We start from the raw sequence: 22,626 nt of genomic DNA on the forward strand, positions 1-22,626 counted from the left end.
AGTGGCGGGATGCCGCTACGCCGGCAGCGGCGCGCCGGGTGGCTCGGGCGGGGTGTCGGGGGCGGTGGGCGAGGTGGGCGCGGTGGGGCGGGCGGCTTCGGGCTGTGGCTCGGCGGGGGCGGGGGGCGGCGTAGCGGGGTCGGGGGCCGGTTCGTGGTCGGCGGGGGCGGCCTCGGTGGGGCTGCCGTCCCGCGGCTGCGGGGGGCGGGGCTGGTCGGCGGGCGGGGTCGGGACGGTCTGGGCGCGCACGTACGCTTCGAGCGCGCGCCAAGGGTCGATCGGCATGGCGAACTCCTGCTTGCCGCTGGCGTGCAGAGGTGGAGGTACGAGCGAGCGGGGCAGGCGTCCGTACGCGCACGGGCGTGCCCCGCGGCCCGGTCAGCAGCGCAGTACGGCGTACCGCCCCCGCGCGGCGGCGAGCACCGCCGCCTCCGGGGCGTACGGGCACCACAGGGCGCTCCCCGCGTCGGCGTCGCGCGGCACCCGGGGCAGGGGCCACGGGGCTGCCCCCGGCACGCGGTCGGCCCGGCCGGTGCGCCCGGCCTTCGCCGGCCGGGGCCCGCGCCGTGCGGGGCCGGGCGCCGCCCTTGACCCGCGCCGTACGAGTCCGGGTGCCGGGCCGGTGTCCTCGCCGGGCGCCGCCTCGCCCGCGGCTCCGGCCGCCCCGGGGGCGGTGGAGGACGCGGGGCGGGCATCGGCGGTGGCGGCGCGCTCGGCGGCCCCACCGGGCACAAGTAGCACCCCGAGGAGCAGCGCGAGCACGGCGCGCAGGGCGAACCTGCGGACGAGCGCTGCACGGGCGATCACATACTTCAGGTAACCATGGCGCTACGGTCCGTACAGTCCGCCCTGAGGGTGACGCTGCGTGCGCCGCGGCGCCCCGCGGCAGGCGCCCGCGTCGCCCGTACCCGGGCCGTACGCGCCGCGCACGCCCGCGCTGGCCGCGCTGGCCGCGCTGGCCGCGCTGGCCGCGCTGGCTTACGAGCCGTTCCCCGGCCCCTTCCTACGCGCCCCCGCCCCCGCCGCCCCCGGTGCCTCCCGGAACGCCGCCGCGAACTCCGCGATCTCCCGCCGTCCGTCCCCCGCCCGCCACACCAGCGCCAGCTCGCACGGCGCCAGCCCCCGTACCGGCACGGACACCACGTCCGGCCGCGGGTACAGCCGCGCGTTGCCCTCCGCCAGCAGCACCACGCCGAGCCCCGCGCCCACCGCCTCGAACACCTCCTCCGGCGACGACGCCTCCAGCGCCACCACCGGCTCCCGCCCGCCCCGCTCCGCCGTGCCCAGCCAGAAGTCGCGCAGCGGGCCCGCCGAGTGGGGCAGCGCCACGAACGGCTCGTCGAGCAGCTCCGCGAAGGCCACCTCCGTCCGGTCCGCGAACCGGTGCCGCAGCGGGAGCGCCACCCAGCGCTCCTCCCGCGCGAGGACCTTCGCCGTCAGCTCCGCGCCCACCCCCGGCACCGGCAGCCAGCAGAACGCCGCGTCGGCGGCCCCGCCGGCCAGTCCCGCCGTGGGGTCCTCCCAGTTGACCAGCCGCAGCGAGATCCGCCAGCCCCGCTCGCGGAACCGGCTCAGCACCTCCCGCTGCAGGTCACGCCCCACCGCCGTCTGCATGCCCACCGCCAGCGACGCCACCGGCCCCGCGGTGCGCGCGGCCCGTACCGCCTCCGCCCAGCCCGCCGCCAGCTCCCGGGCCGCCGGCAGCAGCGCCGCGCCCTGCGGGGTCAGCGCGATCGCGCGCGCCCGCCGCTCGAAGAGGGGGAAGCCGAGCTGCCGCTCCAGCGCCCGGATCTGCTTGGACAGCGCGGGCTGGGAGACGTACAGCCGCTCGGCGGCGCGGGTGAAGCTCAGCTCTTCCGCGACCGCCGCGAAGTAGCGCAGATCGCGTACGTGGACGTCCATAGCCACCGGTTATAGCCGTAGGTCTTGGACGCCGCGAGGGAATTCCACGGAGGCTGCGGGCATGACGACAGCTTCGAACGCCGTTCCCGCCCGCACCCTCGGTGCCCTCGAATCCCCCGCCATCGGCTACGGCGCGATGGTGCTCTCGCCCGGCGTGTACGGCGAGACCGACGACGACCGCGGCGTCGCGGCGGTGCGCGCCGCGCTCGACGCGGGCGCCACGCACGTCGACAGCTCCGACGCCTACGGCCCCGACGGCCACAACGAGCGCCTGGTCGGCCGGGCGCTGCGCGGCCGGCGCGACGAGGTGGTGGTGGCCACGAAGTTCGGGCTGCGCCTGCCCGAGGGCGCCGGAGGGCGCACGCATCCCGTCAGCTACGCCTTCGGGCACCTCACGGTCAACGCCGAGCCGCGGTTCGTGCGCGGCTATGCCGAGAGTTCGCTGCGCAATCTGCAGACCGACCGCATCGACCTGTACTACGTGCACTACCCCGACCCCGCGGTGCCGATCGAGGACACGGCGGGCGCGATGGCCGAGCTGGTCGCCGAGGGCAAGGTGCGCCACCTGGGCCTGTCGAACGTCACCGCGGAGCAGTTGCGGCGTGCGCACGCCGTGCACCCGGTCGCGGCGGTGCAGACGCAGTGGTCGATGTGGACGCCCGTCGACCCGGAGCTGCACGCGGCGGCGCGCGAGCTGGGCGTCGGCCTCGTCGCGTGGGGGCCGCTGGGTACGGGGTTCCTCACCGGCTCCGTGACGGACGTCGCGGAGAGCGACTTCCGCCGCAACATCGGCGCCTTCGACGCCGCCAACCTCAGGACCAACCACGACCGCTTCGCGCCGCTGCGCGCGGTCGCCGCGGACGTGGGGCTCACGCCGGGGCAGCTCGCGCTGGCGTGGCTGCTGCACCGGGACGACCACGTGGTGCCCATTCCCGGCAGCAGGACGCCCGCGCACATCGAGGAGAACGTGGCGGCGGCCCGCGTCGAGCTGCACCCGGACACCCTGGCGCGGATCGACGAGATCCTCACCGGGCTGGCCCCGGAGGGCGGGGCGCGGCTGCTGGGCGCGTAGCGCCCCGGGGCCAGGGCCGTACGGGTGGCCGGTGCCGGGCCGGGGTCGGGGAGAATGCTCCCCATGACCACCCCTGACACCGGGCACCGCTCCGGCTTCGCCTGCTTCGTCGGCCGGCCCAACGCCGGCAAGTCGACCCTGACCAACGCGCTGGTCGGCCAGAAGGTGGCCATCACCTCCAGCCGGCCGCAGACGACCCGGCACACCGTGCGCGGCATCGTCCACCGCCCCGACGCGCAGCTCGTCCTCGTCGACACCCCCGGCTACCACAAGCCGCGCACCCTCCTCGGCCAGCGGCTCAACGACGCGGTGCGCGCCACCTGGGGCGAGGTCGACGTGATCGGCTTCTGCGTGCCGGCGAACGAGAAGATCGGCCCGGGCGACCGCTACATCGCCGCGGAGCTGGCCGCGCTGCGGCGTACGCCGAAGGTCGCCGTCGTCACGAAGACGGACCTGGCCGATTCCGACACGATCGCCGCGCAGCTCGTGGCCGTGGACCAGGCGGCGAAGGACCTGGGCTTCGAGTTCGCGGAGGTGGTGCCGGTCTCGGCGGTCGAGGGCAAGCAGGTCGGCCTGCTCGCGGACCTGCTGGTGCCGCTGCTGCCGGAGGGCCCCGAGCTGTATCCGGACGGGGAGCTGACCGACGAGCCGGAGCAGGTGATGGTCGCCGAGCTGATCCGGGAGGCGGCTCTGGAGGGCGTACGGGACGAGCTGCCGCACTCGATCGCGGTGGTGGTCGACGAGATGGAGCCGCGCGAGGACCGGCCGGCGGACCGGCCGCTGGTGGACATCCACGCCAACCTGTTCATCGAGCGCGACAGCCAGAAGGGCATCGTCATCGGGCCGAAGGGGAAGCGGCTGAAAGAGATCGGCACCAAGGCCCGCGGGCACATCGAGGCGCTGCTGGGCACGCCGGTGTATCTCGACATCCACGTGAAGGTCGCCAAGGACTGGCAGCGGGACCCGAAGAAGCTGCGCCGGCTGGGTTTCTGAGCGCGCCTCCGCGCGCTCAGGACGGTGTGCGCGCCGACGTCAGCAGCCGCTCCACGTCCGAGGCGGGCAGCAGCAGCGCGTCGCCGACGACGACCAGCGTCTCCCACTCCGGCGGCGTGTACGCCCCGTCCGCGAGCGCGATCCGCGCGCCGCTGAGCAGGATCGACTCCCGCCCGGCGGGCACCAGGTGCGGCGCGAGCGGCGCGAGGGTCTCGCGCAGCTCGGCCTCGAAGTTCCGCTGCTCCGGCGGGAGGTCGGCGCACAGGTCGGGCATCCGCCCGGAGTCGGCCTCGATGGCGGCCAGCAGCGTCAGCAGTTGCTCCTCCGTGCAGTCTCCGTAGCCCGCGGTGCGTACGGCGGTGACGGCGGTGCCGCGGACGGCGGGGGAGGAGGTGCCGCCGGCGTGGAGGACGGCGAGCGCGACGGCGTGGGTGGCGTCGCGCAGCAGCAGCGCGAAGCGCGTGGAGGTGGGTTCGGCCAGGGCCGGGAGGCCGAAGTGCCCGCCGCAGTCGCCGCATTCGACGACGGGCCCTGCGGCGCCGCGCGGCAGCACGGGTACGCCGAGGAGGGTGAACCGCCGTCTGCCGGTGCGCCGGCGGTAGGTGCGGTCGCCGCCGCAGCCGGGGCAGAAGAACTCACCGTCGGACTCGGTGTGCCAGGACGTCCGCACGCCGGCGAACCGGCGGAGGAAACGCGTCACGTCGACCTCCCTCACGCTTCGGCAACGCTGCCGCGCTGACGTGATGCTAACCACACCGGCCGACATCGTCAGCCCTCGCGCACGTCAAGGCGGTGCGAACGAGCCGCGCCCCGCGCCCCGTCCGTACTCGGACGGCGCGCGGGGCGCTCGGCGCTCCGGGGGCGCACCCCGGGGGCGCTCCCGGGGCGGGCCGCGGTTGTCAGCGGGCGGCGCGGTTGACCGCGGAGACGACCGCCTTCAGCGACGCGCGCGTGGTGTTGGCGTCGATGCCGATGCCCCACAGCACCTTGCCGTCGACGGCGACCTCGATGTACGAGGCCGCCTGCGCGCTGGCGCCCTCGCTCATCGTGTGCTCCTGGTAGTCCAGCAGCCGCGCGTCGATCCCGATGCCCTGGAGGGCGTGGAAGAACGCGGAGATCGGGCCGTTGCCGGTGCCGACGAGGGTGGTCTCGGCGCCGTCGACCTCGGCCTGCACGGTCAGCGTGTCGACGCCGTCGCGGTCGGTCGTCGTCTGGCCGCCCCGGAGCTGGATGCGGCCCCAGGCGTTGCCCGGGTTGGGCAGGTACTCGTCGCGGAAGACGTCCCAGATCTGCGCGGGGGTGACCTCGCCGCCCTCGGCGTCGGTCTTGGCCTGAATGATCTGGGAGAACTCCACCTGCATGCGCCGCGGCAGGTCGAGGCTGTGGTCGTGCTGGAGGACGTACGCCACGCCGCCCTTGCCGGACTGGGAGTTGACACGGATGACGGCCTCGTAGGAGCGGCCGACGTCCTTGGGGTCGATGGGCAGGTACGGCACCGCCCACTCCAGCTCCTCGACGGGCTTGCCGGCCTGCCCGGCCCTGGCCTCCATCGCCTCGAAGCCCTTCTTGATGGCGTCCTGGTGGGAGCCGGAGAAGGCGGTGTAGACGAGGTCGCCGACGTAGGGGTGGCGGGGGTGGACGCCCATCTGGTTGCAGTACTCGTAGGTGCGCCGGATCTCGTCGATCTCCGAGAAGTCGATCATCGGGTCGACGCCCTGCGAGAACAGGTTCATGCCCAGGGTGACGAGGTCGACGTTGCCGGTCCGCTCGCCCTGCCCGAACAGGCAGCCCTCGATGCGGTCGGCGCCCGCCATGAGCGCCAGCTCGGCGGCGGCGACGGCGGTGCCGCGGTCGTTGTGCGGGTGGACGGACAGGCAGACGTGCGCGCGGCGGGTCAGGTTCCGCGACATCCACTCGAAGCGGTCGGCGTGCGTGGAGGGCGTGGAGCGCTCGACGGTGGCCGGCAGGTTGAGGATGATCTCGCGGCCGTCCTCGGGCTGCCAGACGTCCATGACGCCCTCGCAGACCTCCAGCGCGAAGTCCAGTTCGGTGTCGGTGAAGATCTCCGGGCTGTACTGGTAGCCGAAGACGGTGCGGTCGTCGAGCAGCTTCTCGGCGTACTCGACGACCAGCCGGGTGCCGTCGACGGCGATCTGCTTCACCGCGTCGCGCGAGCCGCGGAAGACGACCTCGCGCCAGACGGGCGCGGTGGCGTTGTACAGGTGGACCGTGGCGCGGTGGGCGCCCTTCAGGGACGCGACGGTGCGCTCGATCAGCTCTTCGCGCGCCTGGGTCAGGACGGAGATCGTCACGTCCTCGGGGATGGCGCCGTCTTCGATGATGGAGCGGACGAAGTCGAAGTCGGTCTGCCCGGAGGAGGGGAAGCCGACCTCGATCTCCTTGTAGCCCATGCGGACCAGGAGGTCGAACATGGCGCGTTTGCGCGCGGGCGACATGGGGTCGATCAGGGCCTGGTTGCCGTCGCGCAGGTCGGTGGAGAGCCACCGGGGCGCGTGGGTGATGCGGTTGCCGGGCCAGGTGCGGTCGGGGATGTCGACGGCGTCGTACGGGCGGTAGCGGTGCACGGGCATGCCGGAGGGCTGCTGGCGTACGGTCGCGGCGGTGACGGGCGTGCCGCGGCCGACGGCGTTACCGGAATGGCCGGAACGGCCGGAGTGGGACATGGTGACGTGGGCTCCTTCGCGCGAGCTGGTCGTCGACCGACGGGTGGCAGCACCGAACTCCGCGGGGAGGGGGTCGGTCTACGACGGCAGACCCTCGCCGCGGCGGCTAAGAAGAAGCAGCCCGTAACGCACGATGCCGACCAATGTAGCCCAGCCGCGGCGGGGCAGCCGATCAGTATCACGATGCGAGACCCCGTGTGGGCCCCACCACCCGAAATCGCTAACATCCGCTGCGGGGAGTGACAATCTGGTTACCTAGTGCCACATTGCGGCCATGGACGCCATCTCACGCACCCCGGTCTTCTGCACCATCGTGCCGCCGCACATGCTGGACAAGCTGGCCCGTACCGACGACGTCACGCTGTCCACCCGCGCCCGCCGCACCCTGGAGCGCGACGCCCTGCAGCGCACCCGCCGCCGCATCACCACCGTCCGCCGCGCCGCCGCCCCGCCGGCCCCGCGCGCGGCCGGGGAGGACGCCGAGCCGAAGCGCACGATCTACGACGCCGGGAGGACCGAGGACCTGCCCGGCACGAAGGTCCGCGGCGAGGGCGACGAGGCCGTTGCGGACGCGACCGTCAACCGCGCCTACGACGGGCTCGGCGCCACCTTCGAGCTGTTCCTCAAGGGCTACCGGCGCGACTCCGTCGACGGCGCCGGGCTGCCGCTGAAGGCCACCGTCCACTACGGCGAGGACTACGGCAACGCCTTCTGGGACGGCGAGCAGATGGTCTTCGGCGACGGCGACGGCGAGGTGTTCCTCGACTTCACCCTCGCCGTCGACGTCATCGGCCACGAGCTGGCGCACGGCGTCACCCAGTACACCGCGAACCTGGAGTACTTCGGCCAGTCCGGTGCGCTCAACGAGTCGGTCTCCGACGTCTTCGGCTCCCTGATCAAGCAGCACCTCCTCGGCCAGTCCGCCGCCGACGCCGACTGGCTCATCGGCGCCGGGCTCCTGGCCCCCGGCGTGTCCGGCGAGGCGCTGCGCTCGATGAAGGCCCCCGGCACCGCCTACGACGACGACGTCCTCGGCAAGGACCCGCAGCCGGCGACGATGGCCGACTACGTCGACACGTCCACCGACAACGGCGGCGTCCACATCAACTCCGGCATCCCCAACCACGCGTTCTACCTGCTGGCCACCGACCTCGGCGGCAACGCCTGGGAGCGCGCGGGAAGCATCTGGTACGACGTGCTGACCGGCGGGGGCCTCGCCACCACCGCGGACTTCGCCGCGTTCGCCGCCGCGACCGTCGCCGCCGCCGAGGCCCGCTACGGCGACGGCGCGGAGCGCGCCGCGGTGCTCTCGGCGTGGTCGCAGGTGGGCGTGGCCACCGACGCGGAGGCCACGGTGCCGCGGCAGACCCCGGCCCGGGAGGGTGCGCGGCGGCAGGCGGGGTAGGGGCGGCGGCATGCGCATCACCGTCACCCGCACCGGGGGGTTCGCGGGCCTGACCCGCGAGGCGACCCTGGACACGGCCGGCCGCGCGGACGCGGCCGGCCTGGAGGCCCTGGCCCGCCGGGCGCTCGCGGAGGGCGCCGCCGGCCCGCCCGTGGGCGTACCGGACGGCTTCGCGTACCGCCTCACCGCGGACGGCCGCACCGCCCACTTCGCCGACCCGCGGCTGACCGACGCCCAGCGCGCGATCGTGCGGACCGTGCTGAAGGAAGGCGCGTAGGTACTCCCCGGGGTACTCCCCGGGGAGCAGCGCGCGGTGCGGACCACCCCGCGCAGTAGGCGCGTTCTCGCACCCGGGAGCGAAGAACCGTGCCGGTCCCCGGGGGCAAGCTGGGGCGAGTCCAGTTGCTTCCCGGAGGGAGAGCCCGCCATGGGCGCCGTATCCGCACCACCCGAAGCGCCGTCCGGCTCCGCGACGAGGCCGCGGCGCCGCTGGCTGCCCTGGGCCGTGGTCGGCCTGTGGGTCGCGATCCTCGCCCTCGCCCTGCCGTTCGGCGGCAAGCTCGGCGACGCGAGCCGCGACCGGCCCGTCGACTACCTGCCCGGCAGCGCCGACTCCACCCAGGTGTCGCAGCTCGCCGAGGAGATGCCCGGCGGCGACACCCTCGACGGGATCCTCGTCTACCAGCGCGACGGCGGCGTGACCGCCGCGGACCGCACGCTCGCCGCCGAGCACGCCGGCGACCTGGCCGGCCGGTACGAACTGGCGCGGGACCGTACGCCGCAGGCCGTGCCGTCGGAGGACGGCACCACCCTGATGGTGCCGTTCTCCGTCGTCGGACTGCCCGACGAGGACGCCCAGATGGAGGCCGTCGAGGAGATCCGCGAGCAGGTGATCGCCGATCCCCCCGAGGGCCTGTCCGTCGAACTCGGCGGCCCGGCCGGCATCCAGGCCGACTCCGAGGCGGTCTACGAGCAGGTCGACGGCACCCTGATGTACACCACGGCGGGCATCGTCACCATCCTGCTGATCCTCACCTACCGCAGCCCTTTCCTGTGGCTGCTGCCGCTGGTCTGCGTGGGGGTGGCGTCGCTCAGCGCCATGGCCCTGGTCTACGGCCTCATCCAGGCCTTCGACCTGACGGTCAACTCGATGAGTTCCGCGGTGATGACGGTGCTCATCTTCGGCGCGGGCACCGACTACGCGCTCCTGCTCGTCGCCCGCTACCGCGAGGAACTGCGCCGCACCGCCCGCCCGCAGGACGCGATGCTGACGGCCCTGCGCAACTGTGGCCCGGCGATCCTCGCCTCCTCCGGAACGGTCGCCGCCGGCCTGATCTGCCTGCTGGCCGCGGACCTCAACTCCAGTGCGGGCCTCGGCCCGGTCGGCGCGGTCGGCGTGGTGTGCGCGCTCGCGGTGATGACGACGCTGCTGCCGGCGCTCATGGTGCTCTTCGGCCGCCGCATCTTCTGGCCGCTGATCCCCGCCTACGGCAGCGAGCCCAAGCGGCGCGGCTTCTTCGACCGGATGGGCTCCTCCGTCGGCCGCCGCCCGGCGGCGATCCTCGTCGGCGGCGTGGTGCTGCTGGGCGCGCTGGCGCTCGGGGCGTTCAACCTGCCCGGCAACCTCAAACAGGAGGACGCCTTCACCGACAAGCCCGAGTCGATCACCGCGATGGAGAAGGTGAAGGACGCCTTCCCCGACCAGGGCGCCCAGGCGATCGTCGTCGTCGCGAAGGAGGCGCGCGCGGACGCGGCACTGTCCACGGCGCAGGGCGTGGAGGGGGTCGCGTCCGCGGAGATCACCCGGTCCGGCAACGGGTTCAGCGAGATCACGGTCTACGCCTCCGACCCGCCGCAGTCCGCGGAGGAGGACCGCACGATCGCCGGCCTGCGCGCCGAACTCGGCGCCCTCGACGGCGCCGACGCCCTCGTCGGCGGGCCCAGCGCCGAGGCGCTGGACCTGGCGGAGGCCAACGCCGGCGACCGCAAGCTCGTCATCCCCCTCACCCTGGCCGCCGTACTCGTCATCCTCATCGCCCTGCTGCGCAGCCTCGTCGCGCCGCTGGTGCTGACCGTCGCCGTCGTGGCGTCGTGGGGCGCGGCGATGGGCATCGGCGGCCTGGTCTTCGAGCCGGTCATGGGCTATCCGGGCATCAGCGGCGACCTGGCGCTGCTGACCTTCGTCTTCGGCGTCGCCCTGGGCGTCGACTACGGGATCTTCCTGCTGCACCGGATGCGCGAGGAGGCCGCGGCCGGCACCGACACCCGCACCGCGGCGCTCACCGCGCTGCGCCGCACCGGCGGCGTCATCGCCTCGGCGGGCGTGGTGCTGGCGGCGACGTTCGCGGTGCTGATGACGATGCCGATGGTGATGATCTTCGAACTCGGCTTCATCGTCGCGGTCGGCGTCCTGCTGGACACGTTCCTGGTACGCACCTACCTGGTGACGTCCGCGAGCTGGCTGCTGGGCAGGAAGATCTGGTGGCCGGGGCCGCTGTCGAAACGCCCGGAGAACCCGCCGCCCGCCGCCGGGGAGCGGCGGGAGCCGGAACCGGAACCCGCGGGCGCGACGGCGGCGCACTAGCCCCGCGGTACCGCGCAGGCATGGCCGTACGCACCGTACGGCCCGTACTCCCCGGCCGGGCGGCGGTGCTCCGCGCCGCCGCCCGGCCGGGGCCCCGCCGTGCACGCGCCCGCGGTCCGCGCGTGTACGGCCCGTCCGTACCGGGGAGTTCGCCCGAGGGACCGTAGGCGAGGATGGTTGTCATGCAGTCAGCGAGGATCCGGCCGGGGAGGCTGAAGAAGCCGACGCGCCGGGACGTTCTGTTCACCGTGGCCGTCGGCGCCTTCGTCGCGTGCCTGGCGCTCTTCGGCAGCGTCGGGGCCACCGCCCACCGGCCGGACGCCTTCGGCTGGCTGCTGCTGGTGGTCGTGGTGGCGCCCCTGGCGTGGCGCCGCCACTACCCGATGGGCGTCTTCGTGGTGTCCATCCTCCCCGAGGCCCCGTACCACATCCTCGACAACATCCACAGCGCGCCGACGCCCGCGACGATGGTCGCCGTCTACTCCCTCGCGGTCGCCGGGCCCCGGCTGCGGACCCTGCTGGTCACCTGCGGGCTCGTCGTCGTCGCCGTCACCATGCTGACGCTGCGCAGCGCCGACCAGGGCGCCGAACTGCTGCGCACCTCCGGCTGGGTCATGTCCGTCGCCCTCCTCGGCGAGGCGGTGCGGGTGCACCGCAACTACGTCGGCGCCATCGTCGAGCGCGCCGAACGCGCCGAGCGCACCCGGGAGGAGACGGCCGCCCGCCGGGTCGCCGAGGAACGGCTGCGCATCGCCCAGGACCTGCACGACCTGCTGGCCCACAGCATCACCCTCATCGGGGTGCAGACGTCGGTGGCCGCGCACCTGCTGGTCGCCGACCCCGGCCGGCTGGACCGCGCGGCGCTCGCCGACGCCCTCGACGGCATCGCCGGCACCTGCCGCGACTCCCGGGCCGAACTGCGCACCACGCTGCAGGTGCTGCGCGGCGGCGACGCCCTGGAGGGCACCCATCCGCCGCCGGGCCTCGCGGGGCTGCCGGACCTGGCGGCGGCGGCGCGCTCCGGGGGCGCCCGGGTGCGCCTGGACGTCGCCGACGCGGCCCGCGACGTGCCGCGGGGGGTGGGGGCGGCGGCGTACCGGATCGTGCAGCAGTCGCTGACCAACGCCGTGCAGCACGCGGGGTCCGCGGTGCACGTGCGGATCGCCGTCGCCTACGACGAGGGGGCGGGAGTGCTGCGCATCAGCGTCGTCGACGACGGACCCGCGGAGCCGGGGAAGGCACCGGCCGCGGACGGGACCGCGCGCCCCGGCTACGGCATCGTCGGCATGCGCGAACGGGCCCGCAGCGTCGGCGGCACCCTGGAGGCGGACCACCGCGCGGACGCCCCGGGCTTCGCGGTCACCGCCGTGCTGCCGTGCGCGCCGGCCGGGGCCGAGGACGTCGAGACCGTGGAGGCCGCCCCCGCAGACCCGGCAGCCCCCGCGGAGCCCGCAGCCCCCGCGGGCCCTGTGGACGACCCGCCGGCCGCAGCGGACCTGGCCGCAGCGGACCCGCCCGGCTCCGCCGCCGACGCCTCCGGGGCCCGTACCGCCTTCACCGACAGGAGCCGCACCGCATGACCGCGCAGCCCATCCGCGTCCTGCTCGCCGACGACCAGACCCTGGTGCGCAAGGCGTTCGCCATGCTCGTGGACTCCGCCGCCGACATGGAGGTCGTCGGCGAGGCGGGCAACGGCCGCGAGGCCGTGGCGCTGACCCGCAGCGAGCGCGTCGACCTGGTGGTCATGGACCTGCGGATGCCGGAACTCGACGGCATCGAGGCCACCCGGCTCATCGCCGCCGACGAGGACCTGGCGGGCGTCCGGGTCCTCGTGCTCACCACCTACGACACCGACGAGCACATCATGGCGGCGCTGCGCGCCGGCGCCTCCGGCTTCATGGTCAAGGACACCCAGCCGGCGGCGCTGCTGGAGGCCATCCGCACCGTCGCCGCCGGCGACGCGCTGCTCTCGCCCGGCCCCACCGCCCGCCTCATCGAGCGCCTGGTGCGGCTGCCGGAGGCCCCGCAGCCGACGCAGGACGGCGGGGCGGCGCTGGGCGCGCTGTCGGAGCGCGAGCGGCAGGTGCTGATGCTGGTGGCGCGCGGGCTGAACAACACCGAGATCGCCGAGTCGCTGGCGCTGTCGCCGCTGACGGCCAAGACCCACGTGAGCCGGATCATGGGCAAGGTGGGGGCGCGTGACCGGGCGCAGTTGGTGGTCATCGGCTACGAATCGGGGCTCATCACTCCCGGATCTTCCTCATCTTCCGGATGAACCTCCCGTACCACACGTAGGATGTCCCTCCTTGTGCGTACGATACCGCCATGCCCCAGGAGCTGAAGCACCCCCAGCCGCGTTCGGACCGCAGGAAGCGCATGGGCGGCCAGATCCAGCGCGAGATCATGCAGCTCATCCTCGACCGGGGGCTGCGCCCCGGCGCGGTGCTGCCCACCGAGACCGAGCTGATGGACGACCTGGGGGTGAGCCGGAACTCCGTGCGCGAGGCCCTCAAGGCGCTGCAGGCCCTCGACATCGTCGAGATCCGCCACGGCTACGGGACCTATGTCGGCGAGGCGTCCCTCACGCCGCTCGCCGACGGGCTGACGTTCCGCACCCTGGTGCAGCTCGGCGGCGACGACGCGCACGCGCTCACCGAGATCCTCCAGGTCCGCGAGATACTCGAAGAGGGCCTGGTCAGCCGGGTGGTGGAGAGTATCCCCGAGGCCGACCTCGACGCGCTGGACGCCATCGTCGCGCGCATGGAGGCCCGCGCCGGGCAGGGGGAGGTCTTCCCCGAGGAGGACCGCGAGTTCCACGAGGTCCTCTACCGCTCGATAGGCAACACCCTGGTCCCGCAGCTCCTCGGCGCGTTCTGGAACGTCTTCCACCGCGTCGCCGGCGCCCGCGGCTGGGCCAAGGACCCCTCGCCCCTGGGCACCGCACGCCGGCACAGGGAGATCGTCGCGGCGCTGCGCGCCCGCGACCGCGAGCGGGTACGGGCCGCGATGACGACCCACTTCCGGGGCATCGAACTGCGCGCGGGGAAGGCGATGCGCGGCGTCGGGTGAACGGCGCTCACATGTGCGGAAGGTGAACAACAGGTAGCTGCCGACGGGCTCTTGACCGTACGCGGGGCCGCCTTTACGTTACGCCGGTGGACATCCCACGTCCTACGTAGGACATGGGGCAGTCGCCGCCGGCCGCTCCACCGGACATGCCCGACGCTTCCCGAAGAAAGCGAGACGCACCATGCAGCCACGCCTCGCACCCGCCCCAGGCCGCCCGCGCCGAAGAGACCCCCGCCCAGGCCGCGCCGGCGCGCTCGCGACGTGCGCCGCGGTCCTCGGCACCGGCCTGACCGCACTCGCCCCCCACGCCGGCGCCCAGGACACCCGGGGCCCCCGGGAAACGGCAGCCGCACCGGAGTTCACCGAGGAAGTGCTCTTCCAGGCCGGCACCGGCGGCTACTTCTGCTACCGCATCCCCGCCGTCGTCGAAGCCGCCGACGGCACCCTCCTCGCCTTCGCCGAAGGCCGCGTCGACAGTTGCGCCGACAAGGGCGACATAGACATCGTGCTGCGCCGCTCCACCGACAACGGCGCCACCTGGTCCGACCCGCAGGTCGTCCTCTCCGGCGACGGCGACACCCGCGGCAACCCCGCACCGGTCGTCGACCGCGAATCCGGCCGCATCTCCCTGCTCAGCACCCACAACCCCGGCGACGACGACACCAAGCGCACCCCCTACCTGCAGCACTCCACCGACAACGGCGGCACCTGGACCGTCGCCCGCAACATGGCCGCGGAACTGTCCAAGCCCGAGTGGGACCGCTGGTACGCCACCGGCCCCGGCCACGGCCTCCAGCTCACCACCGGCGACCACGCGGGACGCCTCCTCGTCGGCGCCAACCACCAGGGCCTCGACGGCCGCCAGGGCGCCCACCTCCTCTACAGCGACGACGGCGGCGTCACCTGGCACGTCGGCGCCGACGACACCCGCGCCACCCAGCCGCCCGACGTCAAACCCCAGGAACTCAGCCTCTTCGAACGCCGCGACGGGTCCGTCTACGCCGCCGCCCGCGACGAACGCGGCACCGACCCCGGCAACCGCGCCGCGGCCGTCAGCAGCGACGGCGGCACCACCTTCGACGCCCCCTTCGCCACCACCCAGACCCTCGTCAGCCCCGTCGTCCAGGGCGCCACCCTCCGCCACGGCGACACGGTCCTCGCCTCCCTGCCCGCCCACCCCGCCGACCGCAGGGTCATGTCCGTGCGCGCCTCCCACGACGACGGCGCCACCTGGGAACCCTGGCAGCAGGGCCGCGTCATCTACTGGGGCCCCACCGCCTACTCCGACATGGTCGAACTCGCCGAGGACCGCGTCGGCCTCCTCTACGAAGCCGGCACCGCCGGCCCGTACGAGACGATCCGCTGGGCCCGCTTCAACGACGCCTTCCTCGACCAGCCCAACGACGACCCGCCGCAGCCTCCCGCCCCCGACCCGGGAGCGACGACACCCGACGTCTCCGGCAGCGGCAACACCGCCTACGTCCGCGGCAGCTCCCACCTGCGCCCCGGCCGGTACGGCCAGTCCCTCTACCTCGACAACGCCGACGACCACGTCGACGCCCGCGTCGAGGTCCCGTGGCACGACTCCCTCGACGTCGGCGACGGCGACTTCACCTGGACCGGCTGGTTCAAGTACGGCCGCACCAACGGCGCCCACGTGATCATGTGGGCCTACGGAGTCGGCGGCAACGCCCCGTCCGTCTGGCTGCGCGCCGAACCCGAACAGAACCGCATCGTCGCCCGCATGCAGATGGAACAGGCCGCCGTCAGCGTCCAGACCACCGGCGCGTACAACGACAACGCCTTCCACTTCGTGACCCTCCAGCGCGCCGGCGGCAAGCTCACCCTCAGCGTCGACGGCACCTCCTACGCCGCCGACGCCCCGCCCGGCTCACCCACCGCCGGCAAGGAGTTCGGCATCGGCGGCATCGACGTCGGCCAGCGCCTCGACGGCGCCAACCGCTTCCACGGCTACCTCGACGACATGCGCGTCTACGACCGCGCCCTGACCCCCGGAGAACTGAACGGCATCCGCTGGGCCAACACCCCCCTCACCGAGGGCCAGCGGCTCCGCCTGCCCCTCGACACCGTCAACCCGCAGTAGCCCGCCCCGACGGCCGCACCGGGGCGGGTCACCGCCCCGGCCGGCCCCGGTCCGGGCCGCGCCGGGCGCGGGAACCGGTCACGTAGGCAAGAATGGGCCCATGACCCTGTTCCGCGACGACGGCATCGTGCTGCGCACCCAGAAGCTGGGCGAGGCGGACCGGATCATCTCCCTCCTCACCCGCGGCCACGGCCGCGTCCGCGCCGTCGCCCGCGGCGTACGGCGCACCAAGTCGAAGTTCGGCGCCCGCCTGGAACCCTTCAGCCACGTCGACGTGCAGTTCTTCGCCCGCGGCAGCGACCTCGTCGGCCGCGGCCTGCCCATGTGCACCCAGACCGAGACCATCGCCCCCTACGGGGCCCCCATAGCCGGCGACTACGCCTGCTACACCGCGGGCACCGCCATGCTGGAGACCGCGGAACGCTTCACCGACCAGGAGGGCGAGCCCGCCACCCAGCAGTACCTGCTGCTCGTCGGCGCCCTGCGCACCCTCGCCGGCGGCGCCCACGCCCCGCAGCTCGTCCTCGACGCTTACCTGCTGCGCTCCCTCGCCGTCAACGGCTACGCCCCCAGCTTCGGCGACTGCGCCCGCTGCGGCCTCGACGGACCCCACCGGTTCTTCTCCGTCAACGCGGGGGGAGTGCTGTGCGGCGATTGCCGCGTGCCCGGTAGCGTCGTACCGTCACCCGAGGTACTCGCGCTGCTCGGCGCGCTCCTGACCGGCGACTGGCACACCGCCGACCGCTGTGGTGCACACCACGTCAAAGAAGGCAGCGGCCTCGTCGCGGCGTATCTGCACTGGCACCTGGAACGGGGCCTGCGCTCGCTGCGCCACGTCGAGAGGTAGCCGGAGCCGGACGCGGCGGCCATGGGACGGCCATGGGACGGCCATGAGACGGCCATGAGAGGGGCCCACGACGGGCAGAAGCCGAGCAGCAGACGAAAACAGGACGGGAACGACACCGGCCACGCCGAGGAACGGAGAGCACGGCACATGGCACCACGAGGGATCCGCGGCCCGTCCCTGACGCGGCACCGCCGCAACTACCAGGCCCCCGAGCCGCACCCCTCCGGCGCCCGCGCGCCGAAGCTGCCCGGGGAACTGGTCCCCCAGCACGTCGCGATCGTCATGGACGGCAACGGCCGCTGGGCCAAGGAACGCGGCCTGCCGCGCACCGAGGGCCACAAGGTCGGCGAGGCCGTCGTCCTCGACGTCGTCCGGGGCTGCCTGGAAATCGGGGTGAAGAACCTCTCCGTCTACGCCTTCTCCACCGAGAACTGGAAACGCTCACCCGACGAGGTGCGCTTCCTCATGAACTTCAACCGCGACGTCATCCACCGCCGCCGCAGCGAACTCGACGCCATGGGCGTACGCATCCGCTGGGCCGGACGCATGCCCAAACTGTGGAAGAGCGTCGTCCAGGAGCTCCAGGTCGCCGAGGAGCAGACCCGCGGCAACGACGCCATGACCCTCTACATGTGCGTCAACTACGGCGGTCGCGCCGAGATCGCCGACGCCGCCGCCGGCATCGCCCGCGACGTCGCCGCCGGACGCCTCGACCCCAAGAAGGTCAGCGAACGCACCTTCGCGAAGTACCTCTACCACCCGGACATGCCGGACGTGGACCTGTTCATCCGGCCCTCCGGCGAGCGGCGCACGTCCAACTACCTCATCTGGCAGAGCGTCTACGCGGAGATGGTCTTCCAGGACATCCTGTGGCCCGACTTCGACCGCCGCGACCTGTGGCGCGCCTGCATGGAGTACGCCTCCCGCGACCGCCGCTTCGGCGGCGCCATCCCCAACGACGCCGACGCCGACGACGCCGACGACGTCCACGACGTCGACCAGGGGGCGCGTACGCGCTGACACCCGCGGGCGGCGGGGCGCAGGCTCAGTCCCGCTGCTGCGCCGCGCACTCGGCGCACGTACCGAAGACCTCCACGGTGTGCGCCACGTCCACGAACCCGTGCTCCGAGGCGACCGACTCCGCCCAGCGCTCCACCGCCGGGCCGTCGACCTCCACCGCCTTGCCGCACACCCGGCACACCAGATGATGGTGGTGCTCACCGGTGCTGCACCGGCGGTAGACCGCCTCACCCTCCGTCGTCCGCAGCACGTCGACGTCGCCCGCGTCCGCCAGCGACTGCAGCGTCCGGTACACGGTCGTGAGCCCCACCGACTCGCCGCGATGCCGCAGCATGTCGTGCAACTCCTGGGCACTGCGGAACTCGTCGACCTCTGCCAGCGCCGCGGCCACCGCCGCCCGCTGACGCGTCGACCGGCCGCGTACCGGGGGACCTGCGGTCGTCACCCTTGCCTCCTGCTGCTCGCTCGAAGCCTTGCCCGCCCCACGAGCCGCCATTGTGCCAGCAGCAACCCGGGAACCGGACACAGCCGCGGCAGCCGTCCTCACCGCGACCCACCCCCGACCCGCACACCGGCCCCCTCCGCCGCCGGCTCACCGGCCGCGGCGCCCCCCTGGCCGCGGGACTGGGACCGCAGTCGCGCCAACGGCACTGCCAACGCCGTGACCAGCAAGAACAACCCCAACGCGAACAGGACGATGGTCGCCCCCGGCGGCACGTCCACGTAGTACGAGAACACCGTCCCCGACAGCGTCGTCACCACCCCCATCGCCACCGCCAGCGCCAGCGTCGCCGCGAACGCGCGCGTCGCCTGCTGCGCCGCCGCCACCGGAATCACCATCAGGGCGCTGACCAGCAGCAGCCCCACCACGCGCATCGCCACCGTCACCGTCACCGCCGCGGTCACCGCCAGCAGCAGGTTCAGCGTCCGCACCGGCAGCCCCGTGACCTTCGCGAACTCCTCGTCCTGGCAGATCGCGAAGAACTGCCGCCGCAGCCCCAGCGTCACCAGCAGCACGCACACCGACAGCCACAGGATCGCCACCACGTCGGAGTCCGACACCGTGGTCACCGACCCGAACAGGTACGTGGTCAGGTTCGCCGTCGAGCCGTTCGGCGCCAGGTTGATCAGCAGCACGCCGCCGGCCATGCCCCCGTAGAACAGCATCGCCAGCGCCAGGTCGCCGCGCGTGTGCCCGTACGAGCGGATCAGCTCCATCGCCACCGCGCCCGCCGCCGCCACCAGCACCGCCGTCCACACCGGGCTCGTGTTCAGCAGGAAGCCCAGCGCCACCCCCGTCAGCGCCACGTGCCCGATGCCGTCGCCCATGATCGCCTGGCGGCGCTGCACCAGATAGATGCCCACCGAGGGTGCCGCGATCCCCACCAGCAGCGCCGCCAGCAGCGCACGCTGCATGAACGCGGGCTCAAGGAACTCCAGTGTCATGTCAGCAGCCCGGTCCTGTCCGTCTCGGCCGGCTCGCCCGCCGCGCCCGGATGCGGATGGCACGCCAGATCGTGCACCCGCGCCGCCGCGTCCGCCTCGCCGCGCCCGTACTCCCGCGCCACCACACCGCCGTCGAGCACGACCGTACGGTCGATCAACGGCTGCAGCGGCCCCAGCTCGTGCAGCACCAGCAGCACCGACGCGCCTCCCCGCACCTGCTCGGCCAGCGCCTCCGCCAGAATCCGCTGGCTCGGCAGGTCCACCCCGCCCAGCGGCTCGTCCATGATCAGCAGCTCCGGCTCCGCCGCCAGCGCCCGCGCGATCAGCACCCGCTGGTGCTGGCCGCCGGACAAACGATTCACCGACTCCTTCGCGCGGTCCGCGAGACCCACCACGTCGAGCGCCCGCGCCACCGCCGCCCGGTCCGCCCTGCCCAGCGGGCGCAGCCGCGACCGCGACAGCCGCCCCGACGACACCACCTCACGCACCGACGCCGGCACCCCGGAGGCAGCCGTCGAACGCTGCGGCACGTACCCGAGCCGCCGCCACGCCCGAAACCGCGCCAGCGGCGTCCCGAACAGCTCCAGCCCGCCCGACGTCAGCGGCACCTGCCCCACCACGGCCCGTACCGTCGTCGACTTCCCCGAACCGTTCGCCCCCAGCAGCGCCACCACCTCGCCGCGGCCCACCGTCAGGTCCACCCCGCCCAGCACCGCGCGCCCGCCCAGCGAGGCGCGCCCCGCACGCAGACTCACCACCGGCTCCACCACGCCCGCTCCCTCCACGGAGACCACGCTCACGTCGCGCCCAGCGCCCGCTGGAGCGCCGCGAGGTTCGCCTCCATGATCTCGAAGTAGTCGTCACCCTTCGACTTGTCCGTCACGCCCTCGATCGGGTCGAGCACGTCCGTCTTCAGGTCGAGGTCACCCGCGAGAGTGCGCGCCGTCTTGTCGCTGACCAGCGTCTCGAAGAAGACCGTCGTCACCCCGTCGGCCTCCGCGACGTCCTGCAGCTCCTGCATCCGCGCGGCGCTCGGCTCCGACTCCGGGCTCAGCCCCTTGATCGACTCCTGCACCAGGCCGTAGCGGTCCGCGACGTAGCCGAACGCGGCGTGCGTGGTGATGAACGTGTCCGTACGGCGGTTCTCCAGGCCCGCGGCGAACTGCCCGTCCAGCTTGCGCAGCCGGTCCGCCAGCTCCGCGGCGTTCTTCTCGTACGCGCCGGCGTGGTCCGGGTCGGCCTTCGCCATCGCCTCGCCGACGCCCTCGGCGACCTCCGCGTAGCGCACGGGGTCCAGCCAGATGTGCGGGTCCGGGCCGTCCTCGTCGCCGTGGTCGTGACCCTCGTGGCCCCCGTCGGCCTCTTCCTCCGCGGCGTGCCCGTCCTCCGCGTGCTCGTCTTCGGCGTGCCCCTCTTCGGCGTGCTCGTCTTCGGCGTGGCCGTCTTCCTCGTGCCCGTGGCCGTCCTCCTCGGAGCCGTGCTTCTCCAGCGTCGTGAACTCCGACGCCTCCACGACATGCTCCGCGCCCGACTGCTCGATGGCCTCGTCCACCGCCGGCTGCATGTCCTTCAGATAGATGATCAGCCCCGCGTCCGCCAGGTCCCCCGTCTGCCGCGGGCTCAGCTCCAGGTCGTGCGGCTCCGTCCCCGGCTTCGTCAGCGTGGAGACCTCCGCGTTCCGCCCGCCTATCTCCTCGGCCAGGAACTGCATCGGATAGAACGACGCGGTCACCCGCAGCCTGCCGTCGTCCGTCGTGGTGCCCGCATCACCGGTGCCGCAGGCGGACAGGGCCACCACCGCGGCCGCGGACAGCGCCGCAGCCGCGGCGGGCGTGAGACCGGATATGGACCGGCGGCGTATTCTCATGACACTCATTTTCATCAAACATGGAAACGATTGTCAAAAAATTTCCCGGTCTGCGACCCCGCGAAGCCCCCCGGCCCTCCGGCCACGACCCCGCCGCCCCGTACCTCCGCACCGTCCGCCCCCCGATTTGAAACCAAGGGCACCGCCGCCGGTAACCTGGAGCACCGCTTCGTCGTCGTAATGAAGAGAGCACCGTGGCCGCCGACAAGATCGACACCATCGTCAGCCTGAGCAAGCGCCGTGGCTTCGTCTACCCGTGCAGCGAGATCTACGGCGGCCAGCGCGCCGCCTGGGACTACGGCCCCCTCGGCGTAGAGCTCAAGGAGAACATCAAGCGCCAGTGGTGGCGCTTCATGGTCACCTCCCGCGACGACGTCGTCGGCCTCGACTCCTCCGTCATCCTCGCCCGCGAGGTCTGGGAGGCATCCGGTCACGTCGCCACCTTCACCGACCCCCTGACCGAATGCACCTCCTGCCACAAGCGCTTCCGCGCCGACCACCTCGAAGAGGCCTACGAAGCCAAGCACGGCCACCCCCCCACCGGCGGCCTCGCCGACATCAACTGCCCCCACTGCGGCAACAAGGGCGGCTTCACCGAGCCCAAGCAGTTCTCCGGGCTCCTCTCCACCCACCTCGGCCCCACCCAGGACGCCGGCTCCGAGACCTTCCTGCGTCCCGAGACCGCCCAGGGCATCTTCACCAACTTCATGCAGGTCCAGACCTCGTCCCGGAAGAAGCCCCCCTTCGGCATCGCCCAGACCGGCAAGTCCTTCCGCAACGAGATCACCCCCGGCAACTTCATCTTCCGCACCCGCGAGTTCGAGCAGATGGAGATGGAGTTCTTCGTCAAGCCCGGCGAAGACGAGACCTGGCACGAGTACTGGATGCAGCAGCGCTGGAACTGGTACACCGGCCTCGGCATGCAGGAGAGCAACCTCCGCTGGTTCGAGCACCCCAAGGACAAGCTCTCCCACTACTCCAAGCGCACCGTCGACATCGAGTACCGCTTCGACTTCGCCGGCAGCCAGTGGGGCGAACTCGAAGGCATCGCCAACCGCACCGACTTCGACCTCAAGGCCCACTCCGCCGCCTCCGGCCAGGACCTCTCCTTCTTCGACCAGGAAGCCGGCGAACGCTGGACCCCGTACGTCATCGAACCCGCCGCCGGCGTCGGCCGCACCATGCTCGCCTTCATGCTCGACGCCTACATCGAGGACGAAGCCCCCAACGCCAAGGGCAAGATGGAAAAGCGCACCGTCATGCGCCTCGACCCCCGTCTCGCCCCGGTCAAGGCCGCCGTGCTCCCCCTCTCCCGCAACCCCGAACTCTCCCCGAAGGCCAAGGGCCTCGCCGCCGCCCTCCGCGGCCACTGGAACATCGAGTTCGACGACGCCGGCGCCATCGGCCGCCGCTACCGCCGCCAGGACGAGATCGGCACCCCCTACTGCATCACCGTCGACTTCGACACCCTCGACGACAACGCGGTCACCGTCCGCGAACGCGACTCCATGAAGCAGGAACGCGTCAGCCTCGACCAGGTCGAGACCTACCTCGCCGGCCGCCTCCTCGGCTGCTGACCCCGCCCGCACACCACGACGGCGCCCCCGCGGAAGGGGGCGCCGTCGTCGTTCGC

General features: G+C 73.2%; 21 protein-coding genes. 12 read left to right on the plus strand and 9 right to left on the minus strand.

Annotated features, from left to right (window positions below; all coding sequences use genetic code 11):
* Window positions 1–15: 15 nt before the first annotated feature.
* The 3 genes from O7599_RS28275 to O7599_RS28285 form a co-directional block, all read right to left on the minus strand.
* Window positions 16–285 carry a hypothetical protein gene (locus tag O7599_RS28275; protein WP_281618426.1) on the minus strand — a complete coding sequence of 90 codons (270 nt, stop codon included), beginning with the start codon at window positions 283–285 and terminating at the stop codon, window positions 16–18.
* A gap of 93 nt (window positions 286–378) precedes the next feature.
* Entirely contained in the window at window positions 379–807 is a 429-nt protein-coding gene (locus O7599_RS28280) for a hypothetical protein (RefSeq protein ID WP_281618427.1), read from the minus strand.
* Window positions 808–978: 171 nt separating this feature from the next.
* Window positions 979–1,902 carry a LysR substrate-binding domain-containing protein gene (locus O7599_RS28285; protein ID WP_281618428.1) on the minus strand — a complete coding sequence of 308 codons (924 nt, stop codon included), beginning with the start codon at window positions 1,900–1,902 and terminating at the stop codon, window positions 979–981.
* A 61-nt stretch (window positions 1,903–1,963) separates the two neighbouring features.
* Here O7599_RS28285 and O7599_RS28290 point away from each other — a divergent pair, with 61 nt between their 5' ends.
* Both O7599_RS28290 and era read left to right on the plus strand, forming a co-directional pair.
* Window positions 1,964–2,974 (plus strand): aldo/keto reductase, encoded by a 1,011-nt coding sequence (locus tag O7599_RS28290; RefSeq protein ID WP_281618429.1) that lies wholly within the window; start codon window positions 1,964–1,966, stop codon window positions 2,972–2,974.
* Between the two features lie 63 nt (window positions 2,975–3,037).
* Entirely contained in the window at window positions 3,038–3,967 is a 930-nt protein-coding gene (gene era / locus O7599_RS28295) for a GTPase Era (RefSeq protein ID WP_281618430.1), read from the plus strand.
* Between the two features lie 16 nt (window positions 3,968–3,983).
* Here the strand turns inward: era and O7599_RS28300 are convergent, their stop codons facing one another.
* Both O7599_RS28300 and leuA read right to left on the minus strand, forming a co-directional pair.
* Window positions 3,984–4,733 (minus strand): TerB family tellurite resistance protein, encoded by a 750-nt coding sequence (locus O7599_RS28300; RefSeq protein WP_281618431.1) that lies wholly within the window; start codon window positions 4,731–4,733, stop codon window positions 3,984–3,986.
* A 133-nt stretch (window positions 4,734–4,866) separates the two neighbouring features.
* Window positions 4,867–6,651, minus strand: coding sequence for a 2-isopropylmalate synthase (gene leuA, locus O7599_RS28305; protein WP_281618432.1), 1,785 nt, complete (start codon window positions 6,649–6,651; stop codon window positions 4,867–4,869).
* Window positions 6,652–6,925: 274 nt separating this feature from the next.
* On the opposite strand from leuA, the gene O7599_RS28310 reads away from it, so the two are divergent.
* The 9 genes from O7599_RS28310 (at window position 6,926) to O7599_RS28350 (ending at window position 17,680) form a co-directional block, all read left to right on the plus strand.
* Window positions 6,926–8,056: a M4 family metallopeptidase gene (locus O7599_RS28310; protein WP_281618433.1), complete on the plus strand. Its 1,131-nt coding sequence runs from the start codon at window positions 6,926–6,928 to the stop codon at window positions 8,054–8,056.
* Between the two features lie 10 nt (window positions 8,057–8,066).
* Window positions 8,067–8,333 (plus strand): protealysin inhibitor emfourin, encoded by a 267-nt coding sequence (locus O7599_RS28315; RefSeq protein WP_281618434.1) that lies wholly within the window; start codon window positions 8,067–8,069, stop codon window positions 8,331–8,333.
* Window positions 8,334–8,561: 228 nt separating this feature from the next.
* Complete coding sequence (locus tag O7599_RS28320; RefSeq protein WP_281623551.1) at window positions 8,562–10,640, plus strand: MMPL family transporter; 2,079 nt, start codon at window positions 8,562–8,564, stop codon at window positions 10,638–10,640.
* A gap of 173 nt (window positions 10,641–10,813) precedes the next feature.
* A complete protein-coding gene (locus tag O7599_RS28325; protein WP_281618435.1) occupies window positions 10,814–12,220 on the plus strand; it encodes a histidine kinase in 1,407 nt (468 codons plus the stop codon).
* Complete coding sequence (locus tag O7599_RS28330; protein WP_281618436.1) at window positions 12,217–12,915, plus strand: response regulator transcription factor; 699 nt, start codon at window positions 12,217–12,219, stop codon at window positions 12,913–12,915. The genes O7599_RS28325 and O7599_RS28330 overlap by 4 nt, the downstream gene beginning before the upstream one ends.
* Window positions 12,916–13,016: 101 nt before the next feature.
* On the plus strand, window positions 13,017–13,709 hold the full coding sequence (locus tag O7599_RS28335) for a FadR/GntR family transcriptional regulator (RefSeq protein WP_348652635.1): 693 nt from the start codon (window positions 13,017–13,019) through the stop codon (window positions 13,707–13,709).
* 181 nt (window positions 13,710–13,890) lie between these two features.
* Window positions 13,891–15,813, plus strand: a complete 1,923-nt coding sequence (locus O7599_RS28340) for a sialidase family protein (protein WP_281618438.1) — start codon at window positions 13,891–13,893, stop codon at window positions 15,811–15,813.
* Between the two features lie 100 nt (window positions 15,814–15,913).
* A complete protein-coding gene (gene recO / locus O7599_RS28345) occupies window positions 15,914–16,660 on the plus strand; it encodes a DNA repair protein RecO (protein WP_281618439.1) in 747 nt (248 codons plus the stop codon).
* 147 nt (window positions 16,661–16,807) lie between these two features.
* Window positions 16,808–17,680 (plus strand): isoprenyl transferase, encoded by an 873-nt coding sequence (locus O7599_RS28350; RefSeq protein WP_281618440.1) that lies wholly within the window; start codon window positions 16,808–16,810, stop codon window positions 17,678–17,680.
* A gap of 25 nt (window positions 17,681–17,705) precedes the next feature.
* On the opposite strand, the gene O7599_RS28355 is transcribed toward O7599_RS28350, so the two are convergent.
* From O7599_RS28355 to O7599_RS28370, 4 genes are all read right to left on the minus strand, one after another.
* Window positions 17,706–18,125, minus strand: coding sequence for a Fur family transcriptional regulator (locus tag O7599_RS28355; protein ID WP_281618441.1), 420 nt, complete (start codon window positions 18,123–18,125; stop codon window positions 17,706–17,708).
* Between the two features lie 98 nt (window positions 18,126–18,223).
* Window positions 18,224–19,126 (minus strand): metal ABC transporter permease, encoded by a 903-nt coding sequence (locus tag O7599_RS28360; RefSeq protein WP_281618442.1) that lies wholly within the window; start codon window positions 19,124–19,126, stop codon window positions 18,224–18,226.
* Window positions 19,123–19,896 carry an ATP-binding cassette domain-containing protein gene (locus O7599_RS28365; protein WP_281623552.1) on the minus strand — a complete coding sequence of 258 codons (774 nt, stop codon included), beginning with the start codon at window positions 19,894–19,896 and terminating at the stop codon, window positions 19,123–19,125. The genes O7599_RS28360 and O7599_RS28365 overlap by 4 nt, the downstream gene beginning before the upstream one ends.
* A 26-nt stretch (window positions 19,897–19,922) precedes the next feature.
* Window positions 19,923–21,002, minus strand: a complete 1,080-nt coding sequence (locus tag O7599_RS28370; protein ID WP_281618443.1) for a zinc ABC transporter substrate-binding protein — start codon at window positions 21,000–21,002, stop codon at window positions 19,923–19,925.
* 185 nt (window positions 21,003–21,187) lie between these two features.
* Between O7599_RS28370 and O7599_RS28375 the strand changes: the two genes are divergently transcribed.
* Window positions 21,188–22,570, plus strand: a complete 1,383-nt coding sequence (locus tag O7599_RS28375; RefSeq protein ID WP_281618444.1) for a glycine--tRNA ligase — start codon at window positions 21,188–21,190, stop codon at window positions 22,568–22,570.
* The last annotated feature ends 56 nt before the right edge of the window (window positions 22,571–22,626 follow it).

Origin of the sequence: Streptomyces sp. WMMC500 (assembly GCF_027497195.1) — a bacterium.
Taxonomy (GTDB): domain Bacteria; phylum Actinomycetota; class Actinomycetes; order Streptomycetales; family Streptomycetaceae; genus Streptomyces.

What these genes read in the sequence shown, in the direction of transcription:
- O7599_RS28300 (WP_281618431.1), bottom strand. Translation starts at nt 4,733, where the DNA reads ATGTCGGCCGGTGTGGTTAGCATCACGTCAGCGCGGCAGCGTTGCCGA.
- O7599_RS28315 (WP_281618434.1), top strand. Translation starts at nt 8,067, where the DNA reads ATGCGCATCACCGTCACCCGCACCGGGGGGTTCGCGGGCCTGACCCGC.
- O7599_RS28335 (WP_348652635.1), top strand. Translation starts at nt 13,017, where the DNA reads ATGGGCGGCCAGATCCAGCGCGAGATCATGCAGCTCATCCTCGACCGG.
- leuA (WP_281618432.1), bottom strand. Translation starts at nt 6,651, where the DNA reads ATGTCCCACTCCGGCCGTTCCGGCCATTCCGGTAACGCCGTCGGCCGC.
- O7599_RS28275 (WP_281618426.1), bottom strand. Translation starts at nt 285, where the DNA reads ATGCCGATCGACCCTTGGCGCGCGCTCGAAGCGTACGTGCGCGCCCAG.
- O7599_RS28370 (WP_281618443.1), bottom strand. Translation starts at nt 21,002, where the DNA reads ATGAGTGTCATGAGAATACGCCGCCGGTCCATATCCGGTCTCACGCCC.
- O7599_RS28340 (WP_281618438.1), top strand. Translation starts at nt 13,891, where the DNA reads ATGCAGCCACGCCTCGCACCCGCCCCAGGCCGCCCGCGCCGAAGAGAC.
- O7599_RS28325 (WP_281618435.1), top strand. Translation starts at nt 10,814, where the DNA reads ATGGTTGTCATGCAGTCAGCGAGGATCCGGCCGGGGAGGCTGAAGAAG.
- recO (WP_281618439.1), top strand. Translation starts at nt 15,914, where the DNA reads ATGACCCTGTTCCGCGACGACGGCATCGTGCTGCGCACCCAGAAGCTG.
- era (WP_281618430.1), top strand. Translation starts at nt 3,038, where the DNA reads ATGACCACCCCTGACACCGGGCACCGCTCCGGCTTCGCCTGCTTCGTC.
- O7599_RS28310 (WP_281618433.1), top strand. Translation starts at nt 6,926, where the DNA reads ATGGACGCCATCTCACGCACCCCGGTCTTCTGCACCATCGTGCCGCCG.
- O7599_RS28360 (WP_281618442.1), bottom strand. Translation starts at nt 19,126, where the DNA reads ATGACACTGGAGTTCCTTGAGCCCGCGTTCATGCAGCGTGCGCTGCTG.
- O7599_RS28290 (WP_281618429.1), top strand. Translation starts at nt 1,964, where the DNA reads ATGACGACAGCTTCGAACGCCGTTCCCGCCCGCACCCTCGGTGCCCTC.
- O7599_RS28350 (WP_281618440.1), top strand. Translation starts at nt 16,808, where the DNA reads ATGGCACCACGAGGGATCCGCGGCCCGTCCCTGACGCGGCACCGCCGC.
- O7599_RS28285 (WP_281618428.1), bottom strand. Translation starts at nt 1,902, where the DNA reads ATGGACGTCCACGTACGCGATCTGCGCTACTTCGCGGCGGTCGCGGAA.
- O7599_RS28330 (WP_281618436.1), top strand. Translation starts at nt 12,217, where the DNA reads ATGACCGCGCAGCCCATCCGCGTCCTGCTCGCCGACGACCAGACCCTG.